This is a genomic window from Streptomyces sp. SID5469 (assembly GCF_009862865.1).
GTDB lineage: Bacteria > Actinomycetota > Actinomycetes > Streptomycetales > Streptomycetaceae > Streptomyces > Streptomyces avermitilis.
The window spans coordinates 1,265,067-1,276,827 of sequence record NZ_WWIN01000001.1; the positions used below are offsets into that span (position 1 = coordinate 1,265,067).

10 protein-coding genes are annotated in these 11,761 nt (G+C 69.9%); 3 read left to right on the forward strand and 7 right to left on the reverse strand.

Translation table 11 applies throughout. The features are described from left to right. Positions 1-15: 15 nt before the first annotated feature. From GTY58_RS05405 to GTY58_RS05425, 5 genes are all read right to left on the reverse strand, one after another. On the reverse strand, positions 16-1,116 hold the full coding sequence (locus GTY58_RS05405; RefSeq protein ID WP_010982437.1) for a glutamate--cysteine ligase: 1,101 nt from the start codon (positions 1,114-1,116) through the stop codon (positions 16-18). A gap of 394 nt (positions 1,117-1,510) precedes the next feature. Then, entirely contained in the window at positions 1,511-2,881 is a 1,371-nt protein-coding gene (locus GTY58_RS05410; RefSeq protein WP_010982438.1) for a carbohydrate-binding protein, read from the reverse strand. Between the two features lie 285 nt (positions 2,882-3,166). Then, positions 3,167-4,801 carry an NAD(P)/FAD-dependent oxidoreductase gene (locus tag GTY58_RS05415; RefSeq protein ID WP_010982439.1) on the reverse strand — a complete coding sequence of 545 codons (1,635 nt, stop codon included), beginning with the start codon at positions 4,799-4,801 and terminating at the stop codon, positions 3,167-3,169. Positions 4,802-4,882: 81 nt separating this feature from the next. Beyond that, positions 4,883-5,359, reverse strand: a complete 477-nt coding sequence (locus GTY58_RS05420; protein ID WP_010982440.1) for an SRPBCC family protein — start codon at positions 5,357-5,359, stop codon at positions 4,883-4,885. Between the two features lie 98 nt (positions 5,360-5,457). Further along, positions 5,458-6,336: an SDR family oxidoreductase gene (locus GTY58_RS05425; protein WP_010982441.1), complete on the reverse strand. Its 879-nt coding sequence runs from the start codon at positions 6,334-6,336 to the stop codon at positions 5,458-5,460. Between the two features lie 358 nt (positions 6,337-6,694). Between GTY58_RS05425 and GTY58_RS05430 the strand changes: the two genes are divergently transcribed. Next, complete coding sequence (locus GTY58_RS05430) at positions 6,695-7,045, forward strand: hypothetical protein (protein WP_010982442.1); 351 nt, start codon at positions 6,695-6,697, stop codon at positions 7,043-7,045. Between the two features lie 40 nt (positions 7,046-7,085). On the opposite strand, the gene GTY58_RS05435 is transcribed toward GTY58_RS05430, so the two are convergent. Continuing rightward, positions 7,086-7,505: a CBS domain-containing protein gene (locus GTY58_RS05435; RefSeq protein ID WP_010982443.1), complete on the reverse strand. Its 420-nt coding sequence runs from the start codon at positions 7,503-7,505 to the stop codon at positions 7,086-7,088. Between the two features lie 316 nt (positions 7,506-7,821). Beyond that, the gene (locus GTY58_RS05440; RefSeq protein WP_037650371.1) at positions 7,822-8,100 is read right to left on the reverse strand and encodes a GlsB/YeaQ/YmgE family stress response membrane protein; all 279 of its coding nucleotides are present in this window, start codon (positions 8,098-8,100) and stop codon (positions 7,822-7,824) included. A gap of 569 nt (positions 8,101-8,669) precedes the next feature. Here GTY58_RS05440 and GTY58_RS05445 point away from each other — a divergent pair. Further along, positions 8,670-9,197, forward strand: coding sequence for a hypothetical protein (locus GTY58_RS05445; RefSeq protein ID WP_010982445.1), 528 nt, complete (start codon positions 8,670-8,672; stop codon positions 9,195-9,197). 424 nt (positions 9,198-9,621) lie between these two features. Beyond that, complete coding sequence (locus GTY58_RS05450; protein ID WP_010982446.1) at positions 9,622-11,757, forward strand: hypothetical protein; 2,136 nt, start codon at positions 9,622-9,624, stop codon at positions 11,755-11,757. The last annotated feature ends 4 nt before the right edge of the window (positions 11,758-11,761 follow it).

Genomic DNA, 11,761 nt, shown 5'->3' on the forward strand with positions numbered 1-11,761 from the left:
TCAGGTCAGGTCAGGTCAGGTCACCGCACTCTCGGTGATGATCAAGTCGGTGACAGCGCGCAGGCCTCCCCGCAGCAGCGCGCGGCGTTGCCGGTCCGCGGGGGTTCCTTCGCGCAGCAGACGGTGCACCAGTGACGCCACCTCCCGGCTGTCGTCGGCAGCGTCCAGGGCGGGGCCGATGTGGTCCATCAGCTGGGACAGCACGTCGCCGGCACTGCGGCGGCGGCCCTCGTAGTCGATCAGCGAGCCGCTCAGTCCGTGCCGGGCCGCGTGCCAGTTGGCGCCCTGGAGCAGTTCGGGCGGGCAAGACGGCACCGGCACACCGGCTTTCGCGTCATTGATCGCGGTGGCGACGAGCGCACGGACGATCCCCGCGAACATCACCGCGTCGTCAGCCCTCAGCTGGACATCCAGACAGCGCACTTCGACGGTCGGATAGCGGCTGGAGAGGCGCGCCTGCCAGTAGAGCTGGCCGGGGTCGAAGATCACCCCGCAGGTCAGCAGTTGCTGCACCCGCTTCTCGTGATCGGCCAGATCGGCGAAGTGCGGCGGTGGTCCACTTACCGGCCAGCGTCCGAAGATCACCGTGCGCCAGCTGGCGAAGCCGGTGTCGTGCCCCGCCCAGAAGGGCGAGTTCGCCGACATGGCCACCAGTACGGGCAGCCACAACCGGATCCGGTTCAGGACGGCCACCCCGATCTCCGGATCGGGCACACCGACGTGGACGTGTGTGCCGCAGACCAGCTGCTCCGCGACCAGTTGCGGAGCCTGCGCGCGCATGGCCCGGTAGCGCGGGTTGTTGGTCAGCGGCGGCGGCGATTCTTCCTTGATCGGCGGCGTACCACAGGCCGCGAGCCGGCATCCGTTGCTCTCGGCCGCACGCCCCAGGACGTGCCTCAGCCGCACCAGGTGGCCGCCTATCTCGTCCAGGCTGGTGCACACCGGAGTGGCGACCTCGACCTGCGCCTCGGACAGCTCGGGCTGTATCTCGTCCTCCCCCGCGATCGGCTCCAGGCCGGCAGCGGCTCGTACCTGCTCGGCAGCCGGCATCGGAAGCCTCGTGGCGGGGTCCAGCAGCAGGTACTCCTCCTCCACGCCCACCGTGTACAGGCTCATGACACGGTCACTTCCGTACGGACACGGATGAGCGGCGCCGCGCGTTCCTGCTGGTGGGTGAGGTGATCACAAGGATGCATCCCTCCGTCCTCCGGACCAGGCACGGAGAGAGCGTTCCGCTTATTGGATCGATTCATGGCCTTACTCCCTGACTCCCGCCCGGCGGCGGTCCTGCTGAAGGCGATGAACCGAGTTCCCCGAACCTGCGGACACAACCGCAGGCCGTGCTGCTCTCATGAGCGGGCGTCGTGACGAGACGGCGTTTGCCCTGGTCAGCGGGAGAGGCTTCCTGGAACGCCGTCGTCCCGGCGTCAGGACCGGACCCGGCGGGTCCGGTCCTGAGGGGTTCGGTCCTGAGGGGTCCTGTCCTGACGGCGCTCGGCTGTCGGGGTCCTCAGAGACGCTGCCACAGGGCCGGTGTGGCGGCGGGCTGCCACACGCCCTGCGCCTGATGCGACTGCAGGCACTGGTACGTGACACCGGCGTACGTCACCTGCGCTCCGACCTCGTAGACCCGGCCCGCCGCCCAGACGCCGCTCTGGTCGACCGGATCGCTGGGCGTGTCGGTCGGAGCCGTGCTCGTCTTGAGGGTGAGCCCGTACGTGCTGAGGATCGGGTTGACCGGCTGGTAATAGGTCGTCCCGCCACGTGTGCAGTCCCCGGAGCCGCCCGACGTGACGCCCTGGGCCTGGGAGCCCGAGACGAAGGAGCCACCGGAGTCGCCCGGCTCGGCGCACACCGTCGTGCGGGTCAGGCCGTCGACGGTGCCCTCCTCGTAGGTGACGCTGGTGTCGTGCTCCTCGACCGTTCCGCAGTGCCAGCCGGTGGTGGAACCCGACCGACAGATCGCGGCCCCCACGATGGCCTGCACCGAGCCGGCGATCGAGACGTTCTGGCCGGCCGCCCCCGCGACGTCGGGAGTCGCGGTCCAGTCACTGTTGACGCCCACCCACGCCATGTCGTGACCGGGGAAGACGGAGGCCTGGACGGTGCCTTGAGCCACCTCGTTGAAGCCGGCGGTCGGGGCGCCCGCCCGCCCGCAGTGCCCTGCGGTGGCGAAGCCCTGCTGGTTGCCCTTGGTGACGGAGAACCCGACGGAGCAGCGAGCGGTGTTGTCGATGTAGTAGGCGTCGCCGCCCCGGATGTCGAACAGGGCGCGCGGCCGGTCCTCGGACACCTTGACGTCCACCAGCCCGGAGTCCACGCCGGCGGCTGCGATGAGCGCGTCCGCGGCGGCGCGGCTTCTCGCCTGGAGCGTCACCCGGTTGGTGCGCACGTCGACGTACCGGACCGGCGTGTTGACGGCCGTGCCGCCGTGGGCCACAGCACTGTCCAACTTCTTCTTGGCGCCCTTGAGGTCGTCCAGCCCGGTCTTCACGACCACGGCCGTCGCGCCACCGGCGGTGATGGCGGGGATGTCCGTGGCATGGGTGGTCGCGACGGTGAGATCGGCGGAAGCGGCGCCGTGCACCCAGGCGCCGGCGAAGTGCTTGCCCAGCGCATTCTGGAGACGGCCGGCCCGCGTACCCGCCTCCATCTCGTTCACCAGGCGCGTCTTGGCCTGCGTGTCCGTCAGGTGCAGATCGCGCTGAAGTGCGCCGAGTACCGCGGTTGACGGGTTGCCGGCACCGAGCGGCTGAACGGCCGAGGGCGCGGGCGCCGGGCCGGGCGGCTCGATGGCCGCTGCCGCGGGCAGCCCGGTCAGTACGAGTGTGGCGAGCACACTCAGGCCGGCACAGCCTGCTCCGACGTGTCTGTGAACCATCAAGTCTCTCCTCGCTTTCGGTGACACAAAGACCTCAAGACCGTAGGTTTTGCCGAAAGCGACTCAGAGAATGTGTGTTGGCTGCTTGTTCCTCGTATCGGCCGACACAAGGAGGCCGCCCGGCGGAATGCCGGGTGCCGGGTGCCGGCACACCGGGTAGTGGTAGACGAAGGCCGGCAGGGCCCGGACCTGTCGGCCCCGGTGTGACGCGCCGGGGTGAACCCGGCCGGGCCGGACCCGCTGTCCCTCAGTGAGGGACTCGTGGCCCGTCAGGGCGGGGCGTGATCAGCCGCCGAAGCCGGTGTCGCGTTCTCCCTTGCGGTTACGGCGGGTCAAAAGACGCTGGGCGCGGGTCAGGCCGCTCGGCAGGTGCTTGCGCAGGGCGGCCCGGGCCGCGTTGGCGCCCGGGGCTCCGTGCACGCCGCCTCCCGGGTGGGCTCCCGCCGACGCCAGGAACAGGTTGGCCACCGGCGTCTCCGGGCGCCCCGTTCCCGGAATGGGCCGGAAGACGAGCTGCTGATGCAGGGCCGTGGTGCCACCGTTGATGGCACCTCCGTACAGATTGGCGTTCAGGGACTGGAGCGTGGGCGGGGCCAGGATCCGCCGCGCGCGGATCAGGGACCGGAAACCAGGTGCGAACCGCTCGACCTGTCGCTCGACGCGGTCGGCCATGAGCTCCTGTTCCCGCGCGTCCCACGTTCCCGCCAGTCCTGCGTCGCCGGCGTCGCCCGCGATCCGGTGCGGGACATGGGTGTACGCCCAGGCGGCTTCGGTGCCTTCGGGTGACCGGGTGGCATCCGCCGTCGTCATCTGCCCGAACAGCGCGAACGGCCGGTCCGGCACCTGGCGCATGGCGATCTGCGCGGCGAACCGGGTCAGTTCGTCGACGCCGTCCGCGAGGTGGACGGTGCCCGCGGCCGATGCGGCGTCGGCCTGCCACGGCACGGGGCCGTCGAGGGCCCAGTCGACCTTGAAGGTGGCGAAGTCCCACTGGAACCGTCGCAGATCGGCCAGGACCTGGGCGGGAAGGTGGGCGCTGCCCACCAATGTGCCGTACAGGGCGGGCACGGACACGTCCGCGAGTACGGCCCGGCGTGCGGGGACCGTCTCGCCTCCGGCCGTGCGTACGGCCACCGCCCTGCCCTGCCGGACCACCACTTCGCTGACCCGCTGCCCGCACCGCAGAACGCCACCGCGCCGGTGCAGCCGCTGGGTCAGCGCCGAGGTGAGGGCGCCGGAGCCACCGACGGGTACCGGGAAACCGTAGGTCTGGCCCAGCATGGACATCAGCCAGCCGAATCCGCCGCTTCCCGCGGCCTCGGGCGCGAGGTCGGCGTGCAGGGCGTTGCCCGCGAGCAGGAGCCTGCCGCCCTCGCCACGGAACTCCTCCTCGCCCAGGCGTCGCACCGGCAGGACCAGTGAGCGCGCCAGACGCAGCCCGCCGCCGGCCCGGAGGCGCGCGGCCAGGCGAGCTCCGGCGCGGACCGGAGGGAACGGCGTGAACAGGGCGTCCAGCAGGTCGGGGCGCAGCCGCTCCCACACGTCGTGCAGCTCGCGCCACGCGGCACCGTCACCGTCGGCGAAGGTGTCGAGGGAAGCGGCGGTGTCGTCGAGGTCGCGCCCGAGCACGGCGCACCGGCCGTCGGACAGGGGGTGAGCCAGCACCCGTGGCGCATGGCTCCAGCGCAAGCCCTCGCGTTCCAGGTGCAGCCCGGCGAGTACGGGCGAGGCGGCGGCGAGGGGATAGAACGAGCTGAAGAGGTCGGTGGTGAAGTCCGGGTCGACGCCGTTGTCATGGCGGACCGCGCCGCCGGGCTCGTCCTGTTCCTCGAGCACTGTGACGCTCCAGCCGGCGTCGGCCAGCAGGTTCGCCGCGACGAGTCCGTTGGGGCCGGCCCCGATCACTACCGCGTCCGGCACGGTCGCCTCCCGTGTCGCTCGATCGATGTCACCATCGCGCGGGCGGAGGTCTGAGCGGCCGCGCCGTGTGTGCTCTTCCGGTCATGACCTGAGCGGGGACGCGCCCCGGGCCTGCTCGGTACCTTGGTGCTCCTTCTCGCACACCTCTGCCAGGCGACCGAGCATGGAACGGTGCCGGAGCTGGATCAACGCTTCCACTCCCACGTTGTGCAGGGTGCCGCCGACCCCCTTCAGGGGGTGCTCATCGATGATCACGAGCGAGTGTTCGCCCCAGGGCCGCACCTCGATGGCGATCCGGGCCGAACCGAGCGGGCCGGCCTGCGCTTCCAGTTCCAGTTCACGTCCGTCGACACATGCGCGTACGACCGTTTCGTTGGTGAGGGTGAGAAAGCCGATCCGTACCTCGTAGCAGATCGCGGAATGCACCTGCGGCCACTCCCCGCGCACGGGGTACGAGGCGGACGTCCCGACGACCCAGTCGCCGTAGCGGGTGCCGTCTGCCAGCACGGCCCAGACATCGCGGGGACTTCTCTTGATGACTCGATGGCGTACGGCCACGAAATGCCTCCAGCGTGTGAGATCCCCGAGAAGAAGGTGACCGGCTCCGACGCCCGGCCCATTGCCTCCGGCTGTCAACCGATCGAGAGTCCACCGGCCTACGGTCCGGCGCCCGATGTGCGGTCGGCCTGCCCACCGGCACCGAGCAGTCCAGTGGGACGTAACACCTCACGCGCGGCCAGCCGGGGCAGGGCGTGGCGAGACAGGCGCATCACCAGGGGCGGCAGCGCGGCGCGGGCCACCTGAGCGGCCCTGAGCCAAGCGGGTACGTACACCGAGGTGCGGCGCCGCTCGATCGCCCGTACCAACCGCGTGGCAACGGTGTCCACCGGATAGACACGGCGGGCGGGCGGCGGCATATGCGCACGCAACTCACGCAGCACGGCTTGCTGGTCGGCGTCACGGATCATGTCGGTGTCGGTCCAGTTGATGTAGGCGATGCCCACGGCGACGCGCTGGTACGCCAGTTCGGCCCGCAGCGAGTGGGCGAAGGCCTCCACGCCTGCCTTGGAGGCGCAGTACGCGCTCATCATCGGTGCGGCGCCGATCGACGCCAACGAGGCGATCTGAAGGAAGTAGCCCGCCGTGGTCAGCAGATCCGGGAGGAAGGCGCGAGCGGTGATCGCGCTGCCGGTCAGATTGACGTCGATCACCCGCCGCCACGAGGCGGCGTCCGAATCAGCGAACGGACCGCCCTCGGCGACACCCGCGTTGGCGATCACGACCGACGGTATGCCGAGGCGCCCACGCACTTCACGGGCGACGCCGTCCAGGGCGGCGTCGTCGGTGACGTCGGCCTCCCACGCGATCGCCCGGGTGCACACCTCGGCCACCAGCGCGTCGAGCGCGTCCTTCTCATGGCCCACCAGTGCCAGCCGGGCGCCGCGTCGGGAGAGGTGACGGGCCAGGGCGGCGCCCACTCCTCGTGCGGCTCCGGTCACCACCACGGTGCGGCCGTGCAGCGGGCCGTCCTTCACAGGGTCCCTGTCTTCCTCATGATTTCCATTCGAGCACATTTCGCTACTGAACGTGTCATTTCGGTGACGGAACGGACACCCCGGCCGCACCGGAGCGCATACCGCGGGACCCGCGCATTGGAGGTGCCGAAGGCCAGGCCCGGACGGCCCGACCGGGCGCCGCACGCCCGCGCCGACACACCGCACCGGCCGTCACCCGATCGGCTCCAACCGGCGCACATGGTTTCGGTGTCTGCCGGAGCGGCTCCGGCCGTCGCCTCCAGCCGATGCGGCCTGATGTCGCGTTGCGTGGCCCGTGCGGGGCGGATTCACTGCGACAGAACCGCACGTGTTCTGCCGCCGAAGGTGGGAGCCCATGATGCTTTCGCACTCCATCGAGCACGGCGTCCTGGTGATCACCCTGCACACCGATCCCGGAATCGGCCGACGAGCCGCGCTCTCCCATGAGATCACCGATCTGGTGCACGCCTACAGCCCGCTCCCGGTGGTCATCGTGCTCGACATGCCGGAGGTGGGAAGCGCCACCGTCAGTGCCATCCTCCGGGCGCAGCGCATGTGCCATCACCTGGGCGTCCTGATGTCCGTCTCCACCCACAGCGCCGCTACCCGGCGGATCCTGGAGGCCAACTGCGACACGGGCGGGACCCGCCTCGTGGTCCACGCCCGCACCGACGTCGCCATCGCGGCGGCGTTCACGGCGGCGGCGTGAGAACTCCGGCGCCTGGCGATGACCGGGGGCCGGGCGGTGATCAGTGGTTCGGGTCGGCGGCACTGATGTCGCCCAGGGCCGAGTCCGCATGCCGTGCGACGGCCACGTCTCCCAGGGAGACGATGCCCACCAGCCGACCGTCCTCCACCACCAGCATCCGTCGCACCGCTCGCGCGCCCATCAGGTACACGGCCCGGTCCACGTCGTCGTCCGGAGCGACACTGACCAACTCGGCACTGCACGCGCTGTACACGGTGCGATCGTCCACGCTGCCGCCGTCGGCCAGGGCTCGGACCACCAGGTCCCGGTCCGTGACCAGCCCGCGCAGTCGGCCGTTCTCGGCGACGACAACGGCTCCGATGTCCTGCTCGCGCATCAGGCGGGCGACCTCTACCACCGACGTCTGCGGTTCCACCATGGTGATGTCGCTCGTCATGATCTCGCGAACCAGCTGAGCCATCGTTCCTCCTTCGTCGGACAAGCGCAGAAGTGGCCGGCCGGGGATGTCGCGGCGGTCCACCCTGCCGTACCGAGGGCGTGCCCCGTCGATGTGGTCTCGGAGGTGTCAACTACCCCGCGCCGCACAGGACATCGGACCGGGCGAAAATGTGTGGCGCCGACGAGAATCCCGGGGCGAGCAGTCGCTCAGCACGCGCAATGGTTCGGCCGGGCTGGTGGGAACCAGCCCGGCCGAACCAGGGTTGGACATGTACTTATGCGGTCCTCTCGCAGTGCCGAAGCTCTGCGTGAGCTCTGTGCGGGCCCGCGCGAGAGTCCTACGCGTGCCTGTGCGAGCGCCGGTTGCCCGTGACGGCCCGGTAGAGCAGGAGCAGGATGAGCGAGCCGACGATGGCGGCGATCCACGTCGACAGGTCGAAGAAGCCGTCGATCGAGTCGACCTTGAAGATGACCTTGCCCAGCCAGCCACCCAGCAGACCACCGGCGATGCCGATCAGCATGGTCACGATGATGCCGCCCGGGTCCTTGCCCGGGAGGAGCAGCTTGGCAATGGCGCCGGCCAGCAAACCAATCAGAATCCAGGCGAGAATTCCCACCATTCCTCCATGAGCGCTCGGACGTTTGTTCCCCTACCGAGTGCACCAAAAGCGGCGAGGTAAACCCGCGAACCGGTCGAATGCCGTTTCAGCGCTTGGCCGAATGCCTTTCCAGCGCCTGTACGAGTCGAGTTCAGCGCCTGTACGAGTCGAGCCTGACGTCGTCGAGGCCGGGGCCCCATCACCCTCCGTCCGCGCAGGACCCATCCGGCGTCGACGAAGTCCTGGTTTCCTGTGGAACAACAGAACTGACGCGGCGGCCCCGGCCGGAATGTGCGCAGTTGGCCGAGATCACCTCCGCCGCAGAACCGGGGGTGATCGTTCCGCGGCGTCCGGCGCGCCCGGTATCCGCCATTGCCGTCCGGTCACGCTGCGCAGTCGCCCGGTCGCACAAGCCAGGCTCCACCCCTCCCCCACCCCCGCGCTGCCGTGCATAAATGCACGCGTGATCACTCCGTGACGACGCCATCACATTCCCTCCACCGGACGCACACTTCCAGCCGAGTGGCGTTCTCGGTGTTCCCGGTGGGGCAGACGGTGAACTCACGGCTTACCTAGCCTCCCGGGCCATGCGATCCACACAGATGAGACGCCTCGGTCTCGCCGCCGTATTCGCCCTCGTCCTCGCCCTGTTCGGGCTGGCGCCCTCGGCGAGCGCGGCCGACCCGGGCCCGGCCGACCTGACGTTCGCCACGGACAGCGCCACCACCCAGCCGGGCGGCACGGTGAAACTGTCGATGACAATCACCAACAACAAGACCTACGACATCTGGTTCATCTACCAGACGATCGAGCCGACCTGGCTGACCACCCAGCGGCCCGACCTGAAGTACAGCTTCACCGGCTGCAGCCTGGCCACGGCCGCCGGCAGCACCCCCTGTTCCGGCACCGGCCCCGCCAACCTGGGCACCAACTACGGCGCCACCATCCCGCCCGGCCAGAGCCGCACCGTGACGCTCACGCTGCAGGTCGCCGCCGACTCCGGCTGCAACGGCAACATCGGCTTCTACTCGTACTACTACGCCGAGTTCAGCGACAGCACGAACACCAGCGGCGGTCCGGCCTACACGCCCGAGACCCGCGTGCTCTGCTCCTGACGCCGAGCCGACACCCCTCCCGACGCCCGTTCCGACGCCAGGTCCCGCGGTGACCTAAAACCGTTCCAGCACCGGAATGACAGTCGGGTCTAGACCACTGCCGCCTCGTACCGGCGGACTCCAGCTCCGCATGGAGTCCGCCTCAGGCCAAACGACCAGCGCACGCGCCATTCCCACACGCCCTGTCGCACACGCCCCGGCGACCGCGGCGCGGACGTTCCCGCCCCGCACTCGACCAGTTCGACACCTGCGCTTTTCCGTCATGTTTCGCAGCAGGAGCACGAAAGCTACACAGAGACATCACTATGTGACGCGACGGATGCGTCGACGACCCGCGTCTGAGGGGGGCGAAGGCGTCACGCAAGGGGGTGCGTCCGCTCCTAGGGAGCAGTGCTCACCCTGCCCGGGGAGGGGACTTCACCGCATGAAGCGGACCATTCGCACGACCGCGCTCACAGTGGGCGCGCTCATAGCCTCGCTCGGCTTACCTGCCGGTGCGGCACACGCCGACGCCACCACGCCCCGCATCGATCTGCGGGTCCTGGTCGTGAGCGACGGCGGTCCGTCCACGGACGCCATCACAGCCGAGCTGGACGCGGCCGGCACCCCGTACACCGAAGTCGACCTGGAGCAGTCCGGGCGGCCCGTGATCGACGCCGGTTTCCTGGCGGACACGGTTGACGGCAGGCCGCGCGCCAAGTTCCAGGCCGTCGTCCTGCCCAACGACAACCCGTTCCCGGCGAACTCGGCCGAGATGGCGGCGCTGGCGTCCTACGAGCAGACGTACGCCATCCCGCAGGTCGACGCCTACACCTACGCGCGTCCGGAAGCCGGGCTCCAGTACCCCGTCCACGGCGGCTACTCCGGGACCGTCGACGGTGTGCAGGCGCAGGTCACGGCGGCCGGCAAGGCGGGGCCGTTCGGTTATCTCGACGCGGCCGTGCCGTTCGAGGACAACTCCCCGACCGTGGGCGAGAGTTACGCCTACCTCTCGACCCCTGCCGCCGGAGCGGACTTCACCCCGTACGTCGACGCGCCCATTCCCGGAAAGTCCACCCGGGGTTCGCTCGTGGGCGAGTACCGGCACGACGGGCGGCGCGAACTCGTCGTCACGTTCGTCTACAACCAGTACCAGCAGCAGTTCCGGCTGCTGGCGCGCGGCATCGTGGAGTGGATGACCGGGGGCGTACACCTCGGCGCCTCCCGCAACTACTTCGCCGTCCACGTCGACGACGTCTTCGCCGCCGACGACCGCTGGGACACCGAGCTCAACTGCACGCCCGGCGACATCGACTGCGCGCAGGGCGAAGGCGTCCCCAACCCGATCCGCATGACCCCGTCGGACGTCGACTACGCCACCGCGTGGGAGAGCAGACGCAACTTCACCCTCGACCTGGCCTTCAACGGCGTCGGCAGCGTGGAACAGCGCGAGGAGAACAACGGCGTCGACCAGCTCGCCGACAAGCTGATCGCGGACCGCGACCGCTTCCGCTGGCTCAACCACACCTACACGCACGCCTTCCTCGGCTGCCGGCAGGACACCAGCGTGGTGCCGTGGAAGTGCGCCACCAACACCGACGGCAGCACCGAGTGGGTCAGCCGCGCCGAGGTCTCCGCCGAGATCGCCAACAACCGCCTCTGGGCCCAGTCGGCCGGACTGCCCCTGGACAACGACGAGTTGGTGACCGGTGAACACTCCGGGCTGAAACTGTCTCCCCAGCAGCCCGAGGACAATCCCAATCTGGCACTCGCCCTCGCCGACAACGGCGTCGAGTGGCTCGGCTCGGACAACTCCCGCGAACCCGACCAGCGTCAGGTCGGTCCGGCCACCACCGTCTCCCGCTATCCGATGAACGTCTTCTACAACGCCGGGCGGGCGGCCGAGCAGGTCGACGAGTACAACTGGATCTACACCAGCCGCGCCCAGGGCGGCAGCGGCATCTGCGAGGACCACTCCGACACCTCCACCTGCCTGACGGCCCCGCTGGCCACCACCACGGGCTACGCCGACTACATCGTGCCGCTGGAGACCAGGATCGACCTCGGGCACGTGCTCGCCAACGACCCCAAGCCGCACTTCATCCACCAGTCGAACCTGGCCGAGGACCGCATCGCCTACCCGGTCCTCGACGGCGTCCTCGACGGGTACAACGACCTGTTCGCGGACAACACCCCCGTGGTGAACCTGCGGATGAAGGACATCGGAACCGAGTTGCAAAGACGCGCCGCCTGGAAGGCGGCGATCCAGGCCGGCCAGGTCACCGCCTACCGCATCGGCGACACGGTGACCGTCGAGGCGCCGGACGGGGTGGCGGCGACCGCGACCATGCCCACCGGCACGACCAACGGCAGCGCCGGCTTCGGCGACGCGTACGCGGGCGAGGTGTCGGGCTGGACCACGTCCGCCGGCCGGCCGCTCACCTTCACCCTGCCGTCGTCCGTCCCCTCACTGTCCGCCACCGTCGCCGGCCAGGACAAGGCGCCGGCGACGCGCACCACGCCGCACACCCGCGTCCCGGCCGGCGTGACCGAGCAGGTGCCGTACACCCCGGAGCACTGAACAG

Excerpts from the sequence above, each read along its gene's own strand:
- GTY58_RS05430 (WP_010982442.1), top strand. The coding sequence starts at position 6,695 with ATGCTTTCGCACTCCATCGAGCACGGCGTCCTGGTGATCACCCTGCAC.
- GTY58_RS05410 (WP_010982438.1), bottom strand. The coding sequence starts at position 2,881 with ATGGTTCACAGACACGTCGGAGCAGGCTGTGCCGGCCTGAGTGTGCTC.
- GTY58_RS05405 (WP_010982437.1), bottom strand. The coding sequence starts at position 1,116 with ATGAGCCTGTACACGGTGGGCGTGGAGGAGGAGTACCTGCTGCTGGAC.
- GTY58_RS05445 (WP_010982445.1), top strand. The coding sequence starts at position 8,670 with ATGCGATCCACACAGATGAGACGCCTCGGTCTCGCCGCCGTATTCGCC.
- GTY58_RS05435 (WP_010982443.1), bottom strand. The coding sequence starts at position 7,505 with ATGGCTCAGCTGGTTCGCGAGATCATGACGAGCGACATCACCATGGTG.
- GTY58_RS05450 (WP_010982446.1), top strand. The coding sequence starts at position 9,622 with ATGAAGCGGACCATTCGCACGACCGCGCTCACAGTGGGCGCGCTCATA.